At 53.1% G+C, this 19,810-nt stretch carries 17 protein-coding genes; 10 read left to right on the forward strand and 7 right to left on the reverse strand.

Annotation, left to right across the window (positions count from 1 at the left end):
- Positions 1–20: 20 nt before the first annotated feature.
- Complete coding sequence (locus INF61_RS06975) at positions 21–1,445, forward strand: MFS transporter (RefSeq protein WP_045331508.1); 1,425 nt, start codon at positions 21–23, stop codon at positions 1,443–1,445.
- 74 nt (positions 1,446–1,519) lie between these two features.
- Positions 1,520–2,206, forward strand: coding sequence for a porin OmpL (ompL, locus tag INF61_RS06980; RefSeq protein ID WP_047726134.1), 687 nt, complete (start codon positions 1,520–1,522; stop codon positions 2,204–2,206).
- 80 nt (positions 2,207–2,286) lie between these two features.
- Here the strand turns inward: ompL and typA are convergent, their stop codons facing one another.
- The gene (gene typA, locus INF61_RS06985; protein ID WP_006808726.1) at positions 2,287–4,110 is read right to left on the reverse strand and encodes a ribosome-dependent GTPase TypA; all 1,824 of its coding nucleotides are present in this window, start codon (positions 4,108–4,110) and stop codon (positions 2,287–2,289) included.
- Between the two features lie 377 nt (positions 4,111–4,487).
- On the opposite strand from typA, the gene glnA reads away from it, so the two are divergent.
- The 4 genes from glnA to INF61_RS07005 all read left to right on the forward strand — a co-directional run bounded on the left by glnA (position 4,488) and on the right by INF61_RS07005 (position 8,759).
- The gene (gene glnA / locus INF61_RS06990) at positions 4,488–5,897 is read left to right on the forward strand and encodes a glutamate--ammonia ligase (RefSeq protein ID WP_193547641.1); all 1,410 of its coding nucleotides are present in this window, start codon (positions 4,488–4,490) and stop codon (positions 5,895–5,897) included.
- Positions 5,898–6,064: 167 nt separating this feature from the next.
- On the forward strand, positions 6,065–7,114 hold the full coding sequence (gene glnL / locus INF61_RS06995; RefSeq protein ID WP_003861923.1) for a nitrogen regulation protein NR(II): 1,050 nt from the start codon (positions 6,065–6,067) through the stop codon (positions 7,112–7,114).
- An 11-nt stretch (positions 7,115–7,125) separates the two neighbouring features.
- A complete protein-coding gene (gene glnG, locus INF61_RS07000) occupies positions 7,126–8,538 on the forward strand; it encodes a nitrogen regulation protein NR(I) (RefSeq protein ID WP_003861919.1) in 1,413 nt (470 codons plus the stop codon).
- 110 nt (positions 8,539–8,648) lie between these two features.
- Positions 8,649–8,759: a YshB family small membrane protein gene (locus INF61_RS07005; protein ID WP_017382667.1), complete on the forward strand. Its 111-nt coding sequence runs from the start codon at positions 8,649–8,651 to the stop codon at positions 8,757–8,759.
- 100 nt (positions 8,760–8,859) lie between these two features.
- On the opposite strand, the gene hemN is transcribed toward INF61_RS07005, so the two are convergent.
- Together hemN and yihI are read right to left on the reverse strand one after the other, a co-directional pair.
- Positions 8,860–10,233 carry an oxygen-independent coproporphyrinogen III oxidase gene (hemN, locus tag INF61_RS07010; protein ID WP_193547642.1) on the reverse strand — a complete coding sequence of 458 codons (1,374 nt, stop codon included), beginning with the start codon at positions 10,231–10,233 and terminating at the stop codon, positions 8,860–8,862.
- 188 nt (positions 10,234–10,421) lie between these two features.
- Entirely contained in the window at positions 10,422–10,937 is a 516-nt protein-coding gene (yihI, locus tag INF61_RS07015; protein WP_015569898.1) for a Der GTPase-activating protein YihI, read from the reverse strand.
- 579 nt (positions 10,938–11,516) lie between these two features.
- Between yihI and yihA the strand changes: the two genes are divergently transcribed.
- Entirely contained in the window at positions 11,517–12,146 is a 630-nt protein-coding gene (gene yihA, locus INF61_RS07020) for a ribosome biogenesis GTP-binding protein YihA/YsxC (RefSeq protein WP_032668938.1), read from the forward strand.
- Positions 12,147–12,458: 312 nt separating this feature from the next.
- On the opposite strand, the gene polA is transcribed toward yihA, so the two are convergent.
- A complete protein-coding gene (polA, locus tag INF61_RS07025) occupies positions 12,459–15,251 on the reverse strand; it encodes a DNA polymerase I (protein WP_062938420.1) in 2,793 nt (930 codons plus the stop codon).
- 439 nt (positions 15,252–15,690) lie between these two features.
- On the opposite strand from polA, the gene INF61_RS07030 reads away from it, so the two are divergent.
- Complete coding sequence (locus INF61_RS07030) at positions 15,691–16,599, forward strand: acyltransferase (RefSeq protein ID WP_032620765.1); 909 nt, start codon at positions 15,691–15,693, stop codon at positions 16,597–16,599.
- A gap of 22 nt (positions 16,600–16,621) precedes the next feature.
- Here INF61_RS07030 and dsbA read toward each other — a convergent pair whose 3' ends face one another.
- The 3 genes from dsbA to INF61_RS07045 form a co-directional block, all read right to left on the reverse strand.
- A complete protein-coding gene (gene dsbA / locus INF61_RS07035) occupies positions 16,622–17,245 on the reverse strand; it encodes a thiol:disulfide interchange protein DsbA (RefSeq protein ID WP_003861908.1) in 624 nt (207 codons plus the stop codon).
- A 27-nt stretch (positions 17,246–17,272) separates the two neighbouring features.
- On the reverse strand, positions 17,273–18,259 hold the full coding sequence (locus tag INF61_RS07040; RefSeq protein ID WP_023295647.1) for a serine/threonine protein kinase: 987 nt from the start codon (positions 18,257–18,259) through the stop codon (positions 17,273–17,275).
- A 75-nt stretch (positions 18,260–18,334) separates the two neighbouring features.
- Positions 18,335–18,604, reverse strand: coding sequence for a YihD family protein (locus INF61_RS07045; RefSeq protein WP_003861904.1), 270 nt, complete (start codon positions 18,602–18,604; stop codon positions 18,335–18,337).
- Between the two features lie 68 nt (positions 18,605–18,672).
- On the opposite strand from INF61_RS07045, the gene mobA reads away from it, so the two are divergent.
- Positions 18,673–19,257, forward strand: a complete 585-nt coding sequence (gene mobA, locus INF61_RS07050) for a molybdenum cofactor guanylyltransferase MobA (protein ID WP_032672242.1) — start codon at positions 18,673–18,675, stop codon at positions 19,255–19,257.
- On the forward strand, positions 19,254–19,757 hold the full coding sequence (gene mobB / locus INF61_RS07055) for a molybdopterin-guanine dinucleotide biosynthesis protein MobB (protein WP_023295648.1): 504 nt from the start codon (positions 19,254–19,256) through the stop codon (positions 19,755–19,757). Before mobA ends, mobB begins: the two co-directional genes overlap by 4 nt.
- The last annotated feature ends 53 nt before the right edge of the window (positions 19,758–19,810 follow it).

A 19,810-nucleotide genomic window follows, 5' to 3' on the forward strand; every position in this document is an offset into this window, starting at 1 on the left:
GGGCGCTTTGAGGATCGACCATGACACATAATACTGATCCGTTAACCCTGAAATTGAGCCTGCGAGAGAAGTGCGCCTACGGGATGGGTGATTTTGGCTCGAACCTGATGCTATGTATTGGCACGCTGTATCTGCTGAAGTTTTACACGGACGAGCTGGGCATGCCCGCGTTCTACGGCGGCATCATTTTTCTGGTCGCCAAGTTCTTTACCGCGTTTACCGACATGCTGACCGGGGTGCTGCTGGACTCCCGGCGTAATATCGGCGCGCGGGGTAAATTCCGGCCATTCATTCTCTACGCCTCCGTTCCGGTGGCGCTGGTGGCCACGGCGCAGTTTATGGCCAACGACTTTAGCCTGACGGTGAAAACGGCCCTCGCCACCGTGCTCTTCATGATGTTTGGCCTCTGCTACAGCCTGATGAACTGTGCCTACGGTGCAATGGTTCCGGCCATCACCAAAAACCCGAACGAGCGCGCGCAGCTTGCGGCGTGGCGTCAGGGCGGCGCAACGGTAGGGCTGTTGCTCTGCACCGTCGGCTTTATGCCGATACAGGCGCTGTTCGTCAGCCAGCCCTCACTCGGCTATCTGGTGGCCGCGCTGGTGTTTGTCACCGGGGGGCTGTTCTGCATGTGGTGGTGCTACAGCGGGGTGAAAGAGCGCTACGTCGAGCTTACGCCCGATCACCATAAGCCCGGCATTCTGAAATCGTTCTGCGCGATTTTCCGTAACCCGCCGCTGCTGGTGCTGTGCATCGCCAACCTGTGTACCCTCGCCGCGTTTAACATCAAGCTGGCGATTCAGGTCTATTACACCCAGTACGTGCTGAACGATGTGCATCTCCTGTCGTGGATGGGCTTTTTCAGCATGGGCTGCATTCTGATTGGCGTGTTTCTGGTGCCTGGCGCGGTGAAGCGCTTTGGCAAGAAACCGGTCTATCTGGGCGGGCTGACGCTGTGGGCGGTGGGCGACGTGCTGAACTTCGTCTGGGGAACCAGTTCCCTGCTGTTCGTGCTCTTTTCCTGCATGGCCTTTTTCGGCACCGCGTTTGTGAACAGCCTGAACTGGGCGCTGGTGCCGGATACGGTTGATTACGGCGAGTGGAAAACCGGGATCCGCGCCGAAGGGTCGGTGTATACCGGCTATACCTTCTCGCGCAAAATCTCCGCGGCGCTGGCCGGTTTTCTGCCCGGTATTATGCTGACCCAGATTGGCTACGTTCCCCATGCCGTGCAGAGCGCGGGCACGCTGCTGGGGTTGCGCCAGCTTATTTTCCTCTGGCCGTGCGGCCTGGCGATCGTTGCCGCCGTGACCATGGGGCTGTTTTATAAACTCAACGAAGCGCGCTTCGCCTTTATTATCGAGGAGATTGGAAAACGGAAAAAACAGACAGCAAATACCCCTGAGATAACCACCAACAATAAAGCGTCAGCAGTCACTTTATAACAATAAATCCGGCCAGTATGTCCTTCCTGTTTATCAGGAGGGAGGCCTTTCTGTACCTGATACATGGACAAATTATGAAAAGAATCATCACCGTACTGATCGTGTCGTCTGTGTCCTGCCCGGTTTTTGCCGGGGCCTATGTCGAAACGCGCGAAGCCTACAACACCGCCTCTGAGCTGCACGAAGTGATCCTGCGTGCGGGCTATAACTTCGATATGGGCGCGGGACTGATGTTCACCAACGCTTATAACGTGGGGAAATGGGACGAACTGAAGCACAGCTATAACGAAATTGAGGGGTGGTATCCACTCTTCAAACCGACCGACAAACTGACCTTCCAGCCCGGCGGCTTGATTAATGACAGCAGCGCAGGATCAGGTGGCGCGGTTTATTTAGATACCAATTACAAATTTACGGACTGGTTTAATCTGACGTTCCGCTATCGCTATAACCATAACAATTACGATACGCCGGACTATAACGGGCAGATGGATAAGAACGACACACATGAATTTGCCAACTACTGGAATTTCAAAGTGACGGATGCGTTTTTCTACACCTTTGAGCCGCACTTTTTCCAGCGGGTGAATGATTACCACAGCAAAAATGGCAAAGACCATCACTGGGAAATTACCAATAAATTCAGCTATAAGATCGACAAAAACTGGCTGCCGTATCTTGAGCTACAGTGGCTGGACCGATGGAATGATTACAACCGCGAGCAGTACCGGATCCGTTTAGGGTTGCGGTATTCGTTCTAATAAAAAAAGCCGCTGATCGCTCAGCGGCTTTTTCGTTGCCGGGTGGCGCATGCGCTTACCCGGCCTATGGCATAACCGAATTACTCTTCTTTCGCACCGCGCATTGCACGTTTACGATCGTTCTCGGTCAGGTGACGTTTACGGATACGAATTGACTGAGGCGTCACTTCGACCAGTTCGTCATCATCGATGAATTCCAGAGCCTGCTCCAGCGTCATCTTGATCGGTGGAACCAGAACCGTTGCTTCGTCAGTACCGGACGCACGCATGTTGGTCAGTTTCTTACCGGTCAGGCAGTTTACCGTCAGGTCGTTAGAACGGCTGTGAATACCGATGATCTGGCCTTCGTAAACTTCAGCGCCGTGGCCCAGGAACAGCTTACCGCGATCCTGCAAACCGAACAGCGCAAACGCAACCGCTTTACCCTGACCGTTGGAGATCAGCACGCCGTTGTTACGCTGGCCCACTTCGCCCGGACGAACGTCGTCGTAGTGGCTGAAGGTGGAGTACAGCAGACCAGTACCGGAAGTCATGGTCATGAACTCAGAACGGAAGCCGATCAGGCCACGGCTTGGGATCACGTAGTCGAGACGTACGCGGCCTTTGCCATCTGGATTCATGTTTTTCAGGTCGCCTTTACGCTCACCCAGTGCCTGCATCACAGAACCCTGGTGCTGCTCTTCAACGTCCAGCGTTACGTTTTCGAATGGCTCTTGTTTACGGCCATCGATTTCGCGGAAGATAACTTTCGGACGGGAAACCGCCATCTCGAAACCTTCACGACGCATGTTCTCAATCAGAACAGACAGGTGCAGCTCACCACGACCCGAAACGCGGAATGCATCAGCGTCTTCGGTTTCTTCAACGCGCAGCGCAACGTTGTGCACCAGCTCTTTGTTCAGGCGGTCAAGGATCTGACGAGAGGTAACAAACTTACCTTCTTTACCACAGAACGGAGAGGTGTTGACGTTGAAGAACATGGATACGGTTGGTTCATCAACGGACAGGGCTGGCAGCGCTTCGACGTTCTGCGGATCGCAGATGGTGTCGGAGATGTTCAGTTCACCCAGACCGGTGATGGCGATGATGTCGCCCGCTTCAGCGATGTCGCTCTCGATACGCTCAAGGCCCAGGTGAGTCAGAACTTTACCGACTTTACCGTTACGGGTTTTGCCTTCGCTATCGATGATAGTGACCTGCTGGTTAGGCTTCACTTTACCGCGCTTGATACGACCAATGCCGATTACGCCAACATAGTTGTTGTAGTCGAGCTGGGAGATCTGCATTTGCAGGGTGCCTTCCAGGTCAACGTTTGGCGCAGGAACGCGGTCAACAATCGTCTGGTACAGCGGAGTCATGTCTTCCGCCATGTCTTCGTGATCCAGACCGGCGATACCGTTCAGCGCAGACGCATAAACGATAGGGAAGTCCAGCTGTTCGTCGGTCGCGTCGAGGTTAACGAACAGGTCGAAGACCTGGTCAACAACCCAGTCAGGACGCGCGCCAGGACGGTCAACCTTGTTGATCACAACGATAGGTTTCAGGCCGTGGGCAAATGCTTTTTTGGTCACGAAGCGCGTTTGCGGCATAGGGCCATCAAATGCGTCAACCACCAGCAGCACGGAATCCACCATGGACATCACGCGCTCAACTTCACCACCGAAGTCGGCGTGCCCTGGGGTATCAACGATGTTGATACGGTAGTCATTCCATTTGATAGCGGTGTTTTTGGCGAGGATGGTAATCCCACGCTCTTTCTCCAAATCGTTGGAGTCCATCACACGCTCTTGAGTTTCGGCACGAGCATCAAACGTACCGGACTGCTGTAGCAGCTTATCAACCAGGGTAGTTTTACCATGGTCGACGTGCGCGATGATGGCGATATTACGCAATTTTTCGATCACAACTTTGCCTCAGGCATTTAGAAATAGCGCGTTATTGTACACGGATTAATCGCACTACAAAACAGGATCACAAACATCCCCCGCAAACAAGTATTGCAGAGATGCTTTGTGATCGCTTTCACGGAGCGGTAAAAGGGCACTTTAACGTAAATTGCACCAATATGGTGCTCGATGTTCACACAGAAGCACTATAATGGTGCAACAAATCCAATGTGGTGCAGCCCTTCTGCACTATGGTGCGCATGATAACGCCTTTTTGGGGTGTTTTAAAAGTTGGCACAGATTTCGCTTTACAGAAATACAGTAAAAATATGGCAGCCCAGCCGATTTGAAGACCTCGTTACCACGACGACAATGACCAATCTGGAGAGTTAAGTATGTCCGCTGAACACGTTTTGACGATGCTGAACGAACATGAAGTGAAGTTTGTTGATCTGCGCTTCACCGATACCAAAGGTAAAGAACAGCACGTCACGATCCCTGCTCATCAGGTGAACGCCGAATTCTTTGAAGAAGGCAAAATGTTTGACGGCTCCTCCATTGGCGGCTGGAAAGGCATTAACGAATCCGACATGGTTCTGATGCCAGATGCAACCACTGCGCTCATTGACCCGTTCTACGAAGAACCTACGCTGGTCATCCGCTGCGATATCCTGGAACCTGGCACGCTGCAAGGCTATGACCGTGACCCACGCTCTATCGCAAAACGCGCTGAAGAGTACCTGCGTTCTACCGGTATCGCAGACACCGTTCTGTTCGGGCCAGAGCCAGAGTTCTTCCTGTTCGATGACATCCGTTTTGGTGCTTCCATTTCTGGTTCCCACGTCGCTATCGATGACATCGAAGGCGCATGGAACTCTTCCACCAAATACGAAGGTGGTAACAAAGGTCACCGTCCGGGCGTGAAAGGCGGTTACTTCCCGGTTCCTCCGGTCGATTCTTCACAGGACATCCGTTCTACCATGTGTCTGATCATGGAAGAGATGGGCCTGGTTGTTGAAGCGCACCACCACGAAGTGGCAACGGCTGGCCAGAACGAAATCGCAACCCGCTTCAACACCATGACCAAGAAAGCGGATGAGATTCAGATCTACAAATACGTTGTGCACAACGTTGCGCACCGTTTCGGTAAAACCGCGACCTTCATGCCAAAACCCATGTTCGGCGACAACGGTTCCGGCATGCACTGCCACATGTCCCTGTCCAAGAACGGCACCAACCTGTTCTCTGGCGACAAATACGCGGGTCTGTCTGAGCAGGCGCTGCACTACATCGGCGGTGTTATCAAACACGCTAAAGCGATCAACGCCCTGGCGAACCCGACCACGAACTCCTACAAGCGTCTGGTCCCAGGCTACGAAGCACCCGTGATGCTGGCGTACTCTGCCCGTAACCGTTCTGCTTCTATCCGTATCCCGGTGGTGGCGTCTCCGAAAGCGCGTCGTATCGAAGTGCGCTTCCCGGATCCGGCGGCTAACCCATACCTGTGCTTCGCAGCACTGCTGATGGCCGGTCTGGACGGTATCAAGAACAAGATCCACCCGGGCGAAGCCATGGACAAAAACCTGTACGACCTGCCGCCAGAAGAAGCGAAAGAGATCCCACAGGTCGCCGGCTCGCTGGAAGAAGCCCTGCAAGCGCTGGACGCAGACCGTGAGTTCCTGACCGCTGGCGGCGTGTTCACCGATGAAGCAATCGACGCTTACATCGCGCTGCGTACCGAAGAAAACGACCGCGTTCGCATGACGCCGCACCCGGTTGAGTTCGAACTGTACTACAGCGTTTAATTGATTTGTTTTACCCGGCGCATACGCGTCGGGAGTAGTTGCCGTGGAAACTTTAGCCCATCTTCGGATGGGCTTTTTTCTCCACCAACAACCTGATCTCACGCGCTTTTTACCTCTAAAACGCTATACTGCACTAAAATAGTGCAACGACTCCAGGAGACTGCTGAATGGCAACTGGCACGCTGCCCGATGCTGGGCAGATCCTCAATTCTTTGATTAACAGTATCTTGCTGGTCGACGACGAGCTGGCGGTGCATTACGCCAACCCGGCGGCGCAGCAGCTGCTCGCTCAAAGCGCCCGTAAACTGTTTGGCACGCCGCTGCCTGAACTGCTGAGCTATTTCTCGCTGAATATTGGTCTGATGCAGGAGAGTTTGCAGGCGGGTCAGGGCTTCACCGATAACGAAGTGACGCTGGTGATTGACGGACGCTCGCATATTTTGTCCCTCACCGCACAGCGCCTGCCAGATGGCATGATTCTGCTGGAAATGGCGCCGATGGATAACCAGCGTCGTCTCAGCCAGGAGCAGCTACAGCATGCTCAGCAGATTGCGGCGCGCGACCTGGTACGCGGGCTGGCTCATGAAATTAAAAACCCGCTGGGTGGCTTACGCGGTGCGGCACAGCTTTTGACCAAAGCGCTGCCTGACCCTGCCCTGGCGGAGTATACCAACGTCATTATCGAGCAGGCGGACCGTCTGCGTAATCTGGTCGATCGCCTGCTCGGGCCGCAGCAGCCGGGGATGCATGTTTCAGAAAGCATTCACAAGGTCGCGGAGCGGGTGGTGAAACTCGTCTCTATGGAGCTGCCGGATAACGTCACGCTGGTGCGTGATTACGACCCAAGCCTGCCGGAGCTGGCGCACGATCCGGACCAGATTGAACAGGTGCTGTTGAACATTGTGCGTAACGCGTTGCAGGCGCTGGGCCCGGAGGGTGGCGAAATTATTCTGCGTACCCGCACCGCGTTCCAGCTGACGCTGCACGGCGTGCGTTATCGTCTGGCGGCACGTATTGATGTGGAAGATAACGGGCCGGGGATCCCGCCGCATCTCCAGGACACCCTGTTCTACCCGATGGTCAGCGGTCGCGAAGGCGGCACCGGGCTGGGGTTATCCATAGCCCGTAATTTGATTGACCAACACTCCGGCAAAATTGAATTTACCAGTTGGCCGGGACATACCGAGTTTTCGGTTTTCCTGCCGATTAAAAAATAAAGGTGACGTTTATGCAACGAGGGATAGTCTGGGTAGTCGATGACGATAGCTCCATCCGTTGGGTGCTTGAACGCGCGCTCACAGGAGCGGGATTAAGCTGCACGACGTTTGAGAGCGGCAGCGAAGTGCTCGACGCACTCACCACCAAAACGCCGGACGTTCTGCTCTCGGATATTCGCATGCCGGGCATGGACGGACTGGCGCTCTTAAAGCAGATCAAACAGCGCCACCCCATGCTTCCGGTCATCATAATGACCGCCCACTCCGACCTGGATGCCGCCGTTAGCGCCTACCAGCAGGGGGCGTTTGATTACCTGCCAAAACCGTTTGATATCGACGAAGCCGTTGCCCTGGTCGAACGCGCCATCAGCCACTATCAGGAGCAACAGCAGCCCCGCCACGCGCCGGATTTCGGGCCTACGACGGACATCATCGGTGAAGCGCCGGCCATGCAGGACGTGTTTCGCATCATCGGGCGTCTGTCGCGCTCGTCTATCAGCGTCTTGATTAACGGTGAATCAGGGACCGGTAAAGAGCTGGTTGCGCACGCCCTGCATCGCCACAGCCCGCGGGCGAAAGCGCCTTTCATCGCCCTGAACATGGCGGCGATCCCCAAAGATTTGATTGAATCTGAGCTGTTCGGCCACGAAAAAGGGGCGTTTACCGGGGCAAATACCATTCGTCAGGGACGCTTTGAACAGGCTGACGGCGGAACGCTATTCCTGGATGAAATCGGCGATATGCCGCTGGATGTTCAGACCCGACTGCTGCGCGTGCTGGCAGATGGCCAGTTTTACCGCGTGGGCGGCTATGCGCCGGTGAAGGTGGACGTGCGTATTATTGCCGCGACGCACCAGAACCTGGAGCTGCGCGTGCAGGAGGGGAAATTCCGTGAGGATTTATTCCATCGTCTGAACGTGATCCGCGTCCACCTCCCGCCGCTGCGCGAGCGTCGGGAAGATATCCCGCGTCTGGCGCGCCATTTCCTGCAAGTGGCGGCCCGCGAGCTGGGCGTGGAAGCCAAGCAGCTTCATCCGGAAACGGATGCCGCCCTCACCCGTCTGGCGTGGCCGGGCAACGTGCGTCAGCTGGAAAACACCTGTCGCTGGCTGACCGTAATGGCCGCCGGACAGGAAGTGTTGATTCAGGATCTCCCCGCCGAGCTGTTTGAAGCCACCGTGCCCGAAAGCACCGCCGGACATGCGCTGCCGGACAGCTGGGCGACGCTGCTGGCGCAGTGGGCAGATCGCGCGCTGCGTTCCGGTCATCAAAATCTGCTCTCCGAAGCGCAGCCTGAGATGGAGCGCACGCTGTTGACTACCGCGCTTCGTCATACCCAGGGCCACAAACAGGAAGCGGCTCGCCTGTTGGGATGGGGTCGAAACACCCTGACGCGCAAGCTGAAAGAGCTGGGAATGGAGTGATCTTACTCCGCTGTGTAAAGGTTACTAATTGAGCGCAAAGTGCCGTTATTTTGCGCTTTACTGTTCCGATGAGTTTTGTATGATCGTGCCCGGAAACAGGGGGGAGCATCATGCTGGAATCATTAGTGACTTTGCTTTCGAGCGGAGCAGCAGAAAGCCACACGCCACAAACTGCCGTTGCGGCGGTATTGTGTGCGGCACTGGTTGGGCTGTTTAGCTAACGAGCTGTCGATGAAAAGCCGGGTGGCGCTTCGCTTACCCGGCCTACATCTCGCACTTAAGTAGGCCGGGTAAGGCAAAGCCGCCACCCGGCATTACAGCTCAAATCACCCGCGAGAACTGCTGTAAACGCGCCTTCTGACGCAGATAGGCATCGAAGCACATGCAGATATTACGAATCAACAGACGTCCTTTCGGCGTGACGACAACCGCACTCTCCGACACATCCACCAGCCCGTCTTTCGCCAGCGGCGCCAGAAGCTTCAGGTCTTCGGCAAAGTAATCGCTGAATTGCAGATCCCATTGCGACTCCACCTCGCGAAATTCGAGACGGAAGTTGCAGATAAGCGCCTTAATCACATCACGACGGATGCAGTCGTCGCGGGTTAGCGCGATGCCGCGCCACAGCGCATTGCCGGTTTCGTCTATCTGCTGATAGTACAGCTTCAGCTCTTTCTGATTCTGGGCGTAGCAGTCGCCAATCATGCTGATGGCGGAGACGCCCATTCCGAGCAGATCGGTATCGCCCTGGGTGGTGTAGCCCTGGAAGTTACGGTGGAGAACACCTTCGCGTTGGGCAATCGCCAGTTCATCGTCAGGGCGGGCAAAGTGATCCATTCCGATAAACTGATAGCCGGTTTCGGTCAGCGAGGCGATGGTCTCCTGCAAAATGTCCAGCTTCTGCTGGGCGGAAGGCAGATCCGCATCTTTGATTTTGCGCTGAGCGGCGAACAGCGTCGGCAGGTGCGCATAGTTAAAGACGCTCAGACGGTCCGGGTTAAGCTCAGCCACGCGTTTAAGCGTGTAGGCGAAGCTCTCCGGCGTCTGCTTCGGCAGGCCGTAAATCAGGTCTATATTCGTTGAGGTAAAGCCGATTTCACGCGCATGGTTGAGTAAGGCAAAGATAAACGCTTCGTCCTGCTCGCGGTTTACCAGGCGCTGTACTTCTTTGTTGAAGTCCTGTACGCCCATACTCAGGCGGTTGAAACCTTCGGCGCGTAAATGATCCAGCACATCCAGCTCGATTTCACGCGGATCGACCTCGATCGAAATTTCGGCGTCGTCGTTAAAACTAAAATTGCCGCGCAGCAGCGCCATCAGGCGGCTGATCTGCGCTTTATTCAGATAAGTTGGCGTACCACCGCCCCAGTGAAGCTGGCTGACGTGACGCCCTTTAAACAGCGGTGCGCGGTGCAGAATTTCCTGTTCGAGCGCATCGAGGTATTGATCGGCTTTGTGCTGCTGGCGGGTAACGATTTTATTGCAGCCGCAGAAGTAGCAGAGCTTATGGCAGAACGGAATATGGACGTAGAGCGACAGCGGGCGCTCGGGATAGCGCGCCACAGCTTGCTGAAAATCCGCCTCGCCGAAAGCGTCAGAAAACTCCAGCGCGGTGGGGTATGAGGTATAACGCGGCCCGGAATAGTTATATTTCTGGATCAGGGCCAAATCCCAGTCGATAAATGGTACAGACATGCTCACTCCTTCCGTTGGTGTCGCGTTCGTATACGGCGGCCCCTTCTGGTCCCGTTGCGGGACATCATTCGGGTGCGCAGCCACTTCTGTCGCCGCGACAACCGCCGTAGTTTAACGAATAACCACACCAGATAACATATAACCGGAAGGGTTATAAGCAGGACGAGTGTACCTGCCGGGTGCAAATGTTAGTTTCCACCTTTCAGCAGACGCATCATATCTTCCTGCTTTTCGTCTTCCTCTTCGTCTTCTTCATCATCGTAGGACAGACCCAGCTTCTGCATCAGTTCATCAATGCGGTCCAGTTTGGCGTCCACCCAGGACTGCTCTTCAGCGGTCAGGGTTTCACCCTCTTCAAGACGTTCCAGCAGCGCATCCAGGCGCTCATCGTTCTCCAGCATATCCAGCTCAGCCTGCGGTGAAAGCATAGGTTTCTCGCTCTTTGGTTTGTGCTGCTTAGTGACCGGCGTGTCTGTCACGCCCAGTGGAATGGGAGTTTTACTGCCGATACGAGGATCTTTCTGCTGCTTGCCTTTTGCAGAAGCGCCTGCGGCACCGCCACCGTTAGCACGGCTACCCGCAGCATGGCCACGATGTTTTTTATCGCGTTTGCGATCGCGCGCTTCCTGATTCAGTTCTTCGCGCGTTTTGCGGCGTGCTTTTGCAGGGCGTTTCACGCCCGCAGCGGAGGTCGGTTTTTTCATGATGTTTTATCTTTAAGTCGTTTTCTTCAGTATAGAATTGCGGCGAAATCTAGCAGAAAGCAAGCAAAGAAAAAAGGCGACAGAGCAATCTGTCGCCTTTTTTCCTGACTCACAACCCTTAACGGGTCAGACATTCCCTGTTTGCCTGCAACAAACCCTGTTTATCCCTTGGCTACTACCGTCCGTGATACGGTTCCGTTTCCTGTTAAAAACGCCTCCAGGCGCCGGTCGTCCTGACAATCCTGAGTCTTCGCCTCCTGGCGCTCCTGACCCTTATCCTTAAGTCGTTATCCTGTTGGCATCCTCGCCCTGGCACACACTTTACCTTGTTCCCTTAAACTAACAAGCTATGAAAAGGTACAAAACCGGATTTTCAGATAATTACTCATTAATAACTCTTTGAATTTTAATATTTTGAGTTTTTTAGCGCCTGCGATTTCTCTTAAATTTCTCATACGCTTAAGGGCAGATCTCTTACATTCCGTAGGGCTTTCACTTACATGTCAATGACGAAGGGAAAAGCCTTTTGCCCGCATTCAGGTATAATCCCCGCAGATTACGATTTTTGGAGACGACCACGTGACTACCTGGAACTACCAACAGACGCATTTTGTCACCAGTGCGCCCGATATTCGCCACCTGCCCTCAGACACAGGGATTGAAGTGGCATTTGCTGGCCGCTCCAATGCGGGAAAATCCAGTGCCCTGAATACGCTCACCAATCAGAAAAACCTGGCGCGTACCTCGAAAACACCTGGCCGTACTCAGCTGATTAACCTGTTTGAAGTGGCTGAAGGCAAACGCCTGGTCGATTTACCGGGCTACGGTTACGCGCAGGTACCGGAAGAGATGAAGCTCAAATGGCAGCGTGCGCTGGGCGAATACCTGGAAAAACGCATGTGTCTGAAAGGTCTGGTGGTGCTAATGGATATTCGTCATCCGCTAAAAGATCTCGACCAGCAGATGATTGACTGGGCGGTGGCAAGCGATATTGCGGTGCTGGTGCTGCTGACAAAAGCGGATAAGCTGGCAAGCGGCGCGCGCAAGGCGCAGGTGAACAAGGTTCGTGAAGCGGTGCTGGCATTCAACGGTGATGTACAGGTTGAACCGTTCTCCTCGCTGAAAAAGCAGGGCGTGGATAAACTGCGACAGAAGCTCGACAGCTGGTTTAACGATCTGGAACCGGCGACTGAAGCGGAAGCAGAGTAACAACAGGCGCGGCGATGACCGCGCTTTTTTTCGCCTGAAACTTTCTTTGCCGCAATAAAAAACGCCCCAGTCATTACTGACTGGGGCGGCTAAAATATTCAGCCAAATCCGATTACGTGAAGTAAAAGGTCTGAAAGATAGAACATCTTACCTCTGTACCCTACGTCGTTAACTCTACTCTTTTTTTATCGCTGGACAAAGCACTTTTTGTAGTTTTTTTTCATTCTTTACATAGGGAATTCTAATGATCGTCACAAAACGCGCGTACTTATGTTGCTTACTTACATAAAACGCGCGTTATTCCGATAACCCTTAGTGAGCCTGATCCCAGTTTTCGCCGCTACCCACTTCCACCAGCAATGGTACGTCCAGCTTCATGCTGTTTTCCATCAGTTCATGGATCTTCTGAGAGACCGTCTCCAGATCGTCTTTATGAACTTCAAAGACCAGTTCATCGTGTACCTGCATGATCATTTTCACGCGCGGTTTCTCTTTTTCGAGCCAGGCATCGACGGCAATCATTGCGCGTTTAATGATGTCCGCCGCAGTGCCCTGCATAGGGGCGTTGATCGCAGCACGTTCAGCACCAGCCCGGCGCGCGGCGTTGCTGGATTTGATGTCCGGAAGGTAGAGACGACGGCCATCCAGCGTTTCAACGTAGCCTTTCTCTTTCGCCTGTGCGCGGGTACGTTCCATATATTCCAGCACGCCCGGATACCGCTCGAAGTAGAGATCCATATACTTCTGCGACTCTTTACGCGGTATATTGAGCTGGCGTGAAAGACCAAAGGCACTCATGCCGTAAATCAGACCGAAGTTGATCGCTTTTGCACTACGACGCTGCTCGTTTGTCACGCTCTCCAGCGGCAGCCCAAACACTTCGGCAGCGGTTGCCCGGTGGATGTCCTTCCCTTCGGCAAAGGCCGTCAGCAGGCCTTTGTCGCGTGACAGGTGCGCCATAATACGCAGTTCGATTTGCGAGTAGTCCGCGGAGACAATCAGATAATCCTCTGGCGCAATGAAAGCCTGGCGAATACGGCGGCCCTCTTCATTACGCACCGGAATGTTCTGAAGGTTAGGATCGGTTGACGAAAGTCGCCCGGTCGCCGCCACAGCCTGGTGATAGGAGGTGTGCACGCGGCCCGTTTTCGGGTTGATCATCAACGGCAGTTTGTCGGTATAGGTCGATTTCAGCTTAGCCAGACCACGGTATTGCAGAATAACTTTTGGCAGCGGATAGTCCAGCGCCAGCTCTTCCAGCACCTCTTCAGACGTTGAAGGGGCGCCACCCGGGGTTTTCTTCAGCGGCTTGATACCCTGTTTTTCAAACAGGATGGTTTGCAGCTGTTTCGGTGAAGACAGGTTAAATGCCTCGCCAGCAAGCTCATGCGCTTTCTGTTCAAGCTCGGTCAGGCGCTGCGCCAGCTCACCAGAGTGGTTATGCAGCACCGTTGGGTCGATTTTAACGCCATTGCGCTCAATGCGGGACAGCACAGGCACCAGCGGCATCTCAATGTTCTGGAACACATTCAGCGGCCCTTCGTGCTTCTGCAATTTCGGCCACATTTTGAGATGCAGCTGTAGCGTGACGTCAGCGTCTTCCGCGGCGTAGCGGCCTGCTTCTTCCAGCGCGATCTGGTTAAAGGTCAGCTGATTTTTGCCCTTACCGGCAATTTCTTCAAAGGTGATGGTTTTGTGTTTCAGCCAGCGATCGGATAAGGAATCCATATCATGGCGGCCCGCCACGCTGTCCAGAATGTAAGATTCCAGCATGGTGTCAAAAGCGATACCACGCAGCTCAATGCCGTAGTTTTGCAGAATACCGCGGTCGTACTTCAGGTTTTGCCCAACCTTCAGCACTTTCTCGTCTTCCAGAATCGGCTTCAGCAGTTCTAAGGCGCGCTCGCGGGAGATTTGCTCCGGCGCATCCAGATAGTCGTGAGCCACCGGAACATAGGCTGCAATACCCGGCTCCGTTGCGAATGACAGGCCCACCATATTAGCCGTAATGTTATCAAGGCTGTCCGTTTCGGTATCGAAAGCAAATACTGGCGCTTTTTTCAGCTTTTCAATCCAGGCGATGAGCCGTGGCTCTTCAAGGATGGTTTCATAGTTGTCGAAGGAGAGCGCTACCGCCTCTTCTTCTGCCTGCTCTTCGGCATTGACAACGATGGTCTCTTTCGGCTTCGCCGCAGGTTTAGCCCCTTTCGCCTGAAGCCATTTCCCGGCTTCAACATCCGCGGTCCAGCGTTTAAATTCGTATTTTCTGAACAGGCCAAGCAGTTCGTCGGCGGCGGGTTCCTGCACTTCCAGCTGCTCGCAGGTAAGCTCCAGCTCTACGTCAGTTTTGATGGTGGCCAACTGATAGGAGAGATAAGCCACCTCTTTGTTATCGGCGAGCTTTCCGGCCATGGTTTTTGCGCCACGGAAGGTAAGACCGGCAATTTTGTCGGGTTCTGCATACAGCGTATCCAGCCCGCCCAGCCCTTGCAGCAGCGCCTGAGCTGTTTTTTCGCCTACGCCCGGTACGCCCGGAATGTTATCCGAGGAATCGCCCATCAGGGCGAGGAAATCAATAATGAGCTCTGGCGGCACGCCATATTTGGCGACCACTTCTTCCGGGCCAAGAATGGTGTTTGTCATGGTGTTGATCAGCGTGATCCCGCGCGTTACCAGCTGCGCCATGTCTTTATCACCGGTACTGATCAGAACCGGGCGGCCTGCTTTTTCCGCTTCGCGCGCCAGGGTACCAATTACGTCATCAGCTTCAACGCCTGAGACCGCCAGCAGTGGCAGCCCCATCGCTTTCACCATAGCGTGCAACGGTTCAATTTGCGCACGCAGATCGTCAGGCATAGGGGGACGGTGAGATTTGTAATGCTCAAATAATTCATCGCGGAAGGTTTTACCCTTCGCATCAAACACCACGGCCGCATGGGTTGGGTGGTATTGCAGAATCAGGCTGCGAAGCATATTCAGCACGCCGTACATTGCGCCGGTAGGTTCCCCTGCGCTGTTGGTCAGAGGAGGAAACGCATGATACGCCCGATACAGGTAAGAAGAGCCATCGACGAGTATAAGTGGGTTTTCTGGGATCTGAACCATAATGTCCGTGCCTTTTATGAATTTATGGGTAAAGGATGCCACAGAAGGATGAAAACATCAGGTTTTAGCGCTTTATACAGAAAAAGATTTTGCGATCGGGAAGATCGCTCGCAAAACAAAACTGTGGATAAGTTTGTGCATATTTTTAATACAGGTGAATAACAGCTTTATAAAAGTGATACTGAAAACTTATTTATCTAATAAAATCAAAGTATTGTTATAAGATCACTTAAGATCGCGCTTCACTGATGTTTATTTAGTCTATGTGGATATAAGACTTAAGCACTCTGTCTATATGCAAAAATTCGCTGCCTGGCAGGAAAAGCCGCAGCCTCCTGGTGTGAAACCGCCCTGGTCTGAGCGAATTTCTGATAAGATCGGCGCCCAGCACCGGATAGCCGGCTGCTCAATTACAGCTAACTATCTGAATAAATTCATTATGTCGAGAATACTCGCAGCGATAACATTATGGTTAAGCGTCATTTTAACTATTCTGGTTACCATCGCCTGTTCTGTGCCAATCATCGTTGCCGGAATAATTAAACTTCTGCTGCCTGTCCCTCCGGTATGGCGCGCGGTGTCTGCTTTTTGTAATTTTATGATGTACTGCTGGTGTGAAGGGCTGGCGATCCTGCTGCATCTGAACCCCTGGCTGAAGTGGGATGTTCAGGGGCTGGAGAAGCTGAACAAAAAGAACTGGTATCTGCTGATCTGCAATCACCACAGCTGGGCCGACATCGTTGTATTGTGCGTACTGTTTCGCAAACACATTCCGATGAACAAATACTTTCTGAAACAGCAGCTGGCCTGGGTGCCTTTCATTGGACTGGCCTGCTGGGCGCTGGATATGCCGTTTATGAAACGCTATTCACGCAGCTATTTAATTCGTCATCCGGAACGCCGCGGTAAGGACGTGGAAACCACGCGCCGTTCTTGCGAGAAGTTTCGCGCGCATCCCACCACCATTGTTAACTTCGTCGAAGGATCACGCTTTACCGAAGAGAAGCGCCAGCAGACTCGTTCTCCTTATCAGAACCTGTTGCCGCCAAAGGCTGCGGGCATCGCAATGGCGCTCAACGTGCTGGGTGAGCAGTTCGATAAATTGTTGAACGTAACGCTCTGCTATCCGGAAAATGACAGGACGCCGTTCTACGATATGCTCAGCGGCAGGCTGACGCGTATCGTTGTCCGCGTTGATCTGATGCCCGTCAACACTGAACTGCACGGGGATTATGTCAACGATAAAAACTTCAAACGTCGTTTCCAGCTTTGGCTTAATACACTCTGGAAAGAGAAAGACGAGCAGATAGCGAAGATTAAATCTTCATACAAAAACGCCGGTCAGTGACCGGCGTTTTTCTTTATGTTTGTTACTTTTTCTCAACCAGGTATTTCACGGTATCAGCGTACTGTTGTACGAAGATATCCATGCTGGTCGTGTCCATACCACGCATATTCACCTGGTATTTGCCGTTAACATACATCGCCGGCACGCCCTGCAACTGGAAGTCAGCGGCAGCTTTTTCCTGCTGTGCCACGAGAGATTTCACCACGAAACTGTTCCAGGCAGCGTCGTAGTCTTCACCTTTAACACCGGCATCCACGAACACTTTACGGATATCTGCCGTAGTTTGTACGGTCTGGGTTTTCTGTACGGCTTCAAACATAGGCGCGGTGATCTTATCTTCCACACCCAGCGCAATCGCGACCGCCCATGCCTGAGTCAGATCTTTACCCAGTGGGCCAAGGAACTCAACGTGGTATTTCGTCATTTTGGTGCCTTCCGGCAGCTTTTTCTTCACGTTGTCAGAAACATGAAGTACCTGCTCAAACTCGTAGCAGTGCGGGCAGTAGAAGGAGAAGAACTCCAACACCTGAGGCTCGCCAGCAACAGGCTTGTCCAGCGTAATGTACTGCTTGCCGTCGGTAAACTGCGCAGCAGTTGCGCTAAATGCCAGAATCATACCAGCCAGCGCCAGCCAAATTTTTTTCATGATTAACTCTCTCCTGGGTGTGTCCAATTAATACATCGGCGTTAATTGCAAAGGGGGTTCCTGTAGAACCTTAACCTGCGCGGTAAATGTGGATATCTGGTTGCGCCAGTAATCCTCCCCGGTAAGCCAGGGGAAATTTCGGGGAAAAGCCGGGTCTTCCCAACGCCTGATTAACCACGCGAGATAATAAACAAATCGCATCGCACGTAAAGGTTCTATCAAGGCAATTTCGTCTGAATTAAAGGGGCTAAATTCTTCATAAGCTTCAATTATGGTCTCAAGCTGCATGCGCTGCTCGGCTTTATCACCGTTGAGCAGCATCCACAGATCCTGCACCGCGGGTCCCATACGTGCGTCATCAAGATCGACAAATAGTGGGCCATCGCGCCAGAGAATATTCCCGGCGTGGCAGTCACCGTGCAGGCGCAGAGTAGTAATATCATCCCGCCAGCAGGCTTTTACAGCATCAATAAGCTTATCGGTCGCCGTGAGGAAATTATCCTTTAGCGCATTCGGGATCAGCGCCGATGTTTCGAATACCTGTCGCGGCTCAATAAGATATTCCTGAACACCAATCGTCGGACGGGCAACAAACGGTTTTTTACGTCCCGTCTGATGAATGCGCCCCAGATAGCGGGCAACCCATTCCATCTGATCTATATTATCTGCCTCAAACTGTCTTCCGCCCAGGCTCGGAAATACCGCGTAGTAAAAGCCCTGATGGGTCAGCAGAGTTTGGTTATTGAATTTAATGGGTGCCGCAACGGGAACATCGTCATCCAGCAGATCGTGGGCAAACTGATGCTCTTCCTGAATTTGTTCTGCGGACCAGCGCTGTGGACGGTAAAACTTTACGACAAAGCGCTGGCGCTCTTCGTCCTGAAATTGGTAGACACGGTTTTCGTAGCTGTTTAAAGGGGTTAACCCGGAATCCACCCGAATACCCTGTTCGAACAGCGCATCCATAATGGTATCCGGGTGTAGTGTCTGGAAAGTAAAAGCCTGGTCGTTCATCCGATCATCCGGAAATTATACGAATGGTTCAGGATATCATCTTGTGGCGATTTCGGTGGCTCCGCTTACAAGCTTTTACTCTTTAATTACGCCTCGGGCACGCAGTAATGCGGTTTTAAAATCCTCTTCATAATCTTTCTGAATGCCAGGAATAACAGCATCTTTAGCCGAGTCACGCATTTTCAGGTGGTAGATCAGGATGTCGTCAGAAAGGTCTGCCAGTTCGCCATCAAAACCTGACTCTTTCGCCAGTTTCTGTAAAAATTGCATCAGATTCAGCTCTGGCTCTTTTTGCCAGGCCGGCTGGAGAAGCTCAATGACTTCATTAAGACGTTTACATTTCATGGTAGTGCTCCTTTCATTTAGAGAGACACGTTAGCAGGGTCAATCCCACAATAAAAGAGGCGATATTCGTGAATCAATGCCAGGAAATCATCGGAGTTGTTCTGGCCGGAGGCAGGGCAACGCGAATGGGCGGAAAGGATAAGGGGCTTCAGCTCCTGAACAACACACCATTATGGCAGCATGTTGCTGATACGCTTGCAGATCAGGTGTCCTCGATGGCGATCAGCGCTAACCGACATGTTGATATTTATCAGCGCAGCGGGTATCCGGTTTATCAGGATAACCTGGTGGACTACCCCGGTCCGCTGGCGGGAATGCTTTCCGTTATGCAGCAGTCGCATGGAGAGTGGTTTCTCTTTTGTTCATGTGATACGCCCTTCATCCCGTCCTGCCTGGTTGAACGTCTGGTGCAGCGGCGCGGTGGTGCTCCCGTCGTCTGGGTACACGACGGTGAACGCGACCATCCAGCGATCGCATTGATTAATCGCTCGTTAATATCCGCGCTGGAAGATTACCTGGCCGCAGGAGAGCGACGCGTTATGGTATTTATGCGTCAGTCCGGAGGGCATTCCGTTGATTTCAGCGACATGAAATCGGCGTTTGTGAATGTAAACACGACGGAAGATTTGCAGATAATGCAGGAGAAGAAATGATACCCGTATTAGCGATCTCTGCCTGGAGTGGCACCGGGAAGACTACGCTGCTAAAAAAACTAATACCTGCACTTTGCGCCAAAGGCATTCGTCCCGGATTGATTAAGCATACGCACCATAACATGGATGTCGATAAGCCGGGGAAAGATAGCTATGAGCTGCGTAAGGCTGGCGCTGCACAAACGATGGTGGCGAGTAACCAGCGCTGGGCGTTAATGACAGAAACACCGGATGAAGCACCGCTGGATCTCGCTTATCTTGTCAGCCGGATGGATCACTCCACGCTGGATCTGGTGCTGGTTGAGGGGTTTAAGCATGAGGCCGTGCCTAAGATCTTGCTGTTCAGAAACGGCGCCGGGCATGATGTTAGCGAACTAATGCTGGATGAGCATGTGATTGCCGTGGCCAGTGACGTTGCGTTGTCGCTGGAAGTACCGGTTCTGGATTTGAATAATGTGGAGGGGATTACAGCGTTTATTTTGGCGTGGTGTGCAGTCTGAGATCTGCCGGGTGGCGGCTTCGCCTTACCCGGTCTGCCGTTTTTCAACAAACA

The sequence above is a fragment of the Enterobacter cloacae complex sp. P18RS genome, from assembly GCF_014982105.1.
Classification (GTDB): domain Bacteria; phylum Pseudomonadota; class Gammaproteobacteria; order Enterobacterales; family Enterobacteriaceae; genus Enterobacter; species Enterobacter hormaechei_C.

Bases quoted from the DNA above. Each gene is read 5' to 3' on its own strand.
- INF61_RS06975 (WP_045331508.1), top strand. From the start codon at position 21: ATGACACATAATACTGATCCGTTAACCCTGAAATTGAGCCTGCGAGAG.
- ompL (WP_047726134.1), top strand. From the start codon at position 1,520: ATGAAAAGAATCATCACCGTACTGATCGTGTCGTCTGTGTCCTGCCCG.
- glnA (WP_193547641.1), top strand. From the start codon at position 4,488: ATGTCCGCTGAACACGTTTTGACGATGCTGAACGAACATGAAGTGAAG.
- glnL (WP_003861923.1), top strand. From the start codon at position 6,065: ATGGCAACTGGCACGCTGCCCGATGCTGGGCAGATCCTCAATTCTTTG.
- glnG (WP_003861919.1), top strand. From the start codon at position 7,126: ATGCAACGAGGGATAGTCTGGGTAGTCGATGACGATAGCTCCATCCGT.
- INF61_RS07005 (WP_017382667.1), top strand. From the start codon at position 8,649: ATGCTGGAATCATTAGTGACTTTGCTTTCGAGCGGAGCAGCAGAAAGC.
- hemN (WP_193547642.1), bottom strand. From the start codon at position 10,233: ATGTCTGTACCATTTATCGACTGGGATTTGGCCCTGATCCAGAAATAT.
- yihI (WP_015569898.1), bottom strand. From the start codon at position 10,937: ATGAAAAAACCGACCTCCGCTGCGGGCGTGAAACGCCCTGCAAAAGCA.
- polA (WP_062938420.1), bottom strand. From the start codon at position 15,251: ATGGTTCAGATCCCAGAAAACCCACTTATACTCGTCGATGGCTCTTCT.
- INF61_RS07030 (WP_032620765.1), top strand. From the start codon at position 15,691: ATGTCGAGAATACTCGCAGCGATAACATTATGGTTAAGCGTCATTTTA.
- dsbA (WP_003861908.1), bottom strand. From the start codon at position 17,245: ATGAAAAAAATTTGGCTGGCGCTGGCTGGTATGATTCTGGCATTTAGC.
- INF61_RS07040 (WP_023295647.1), bottom strand. From the start codon at position 18,259: ATGAACGACCAGGCTTTTACTTTCCAGACACTACACCCGGATACCATT.
- INF61_RS07045 (WP_003861904.1), bottom strand. From the start codon at position 18,604: ATGAAATGTAAACGTCTTAATGAAGTCATTGAGCTTCTCCAGCCGGCC.
- mobB (WP_023295648.1), top strand. From the start codon at position 19,254: ATGATACCCGTATTAGCGATCTCTGCCTGGAGTGGCACCGGGAAGACT.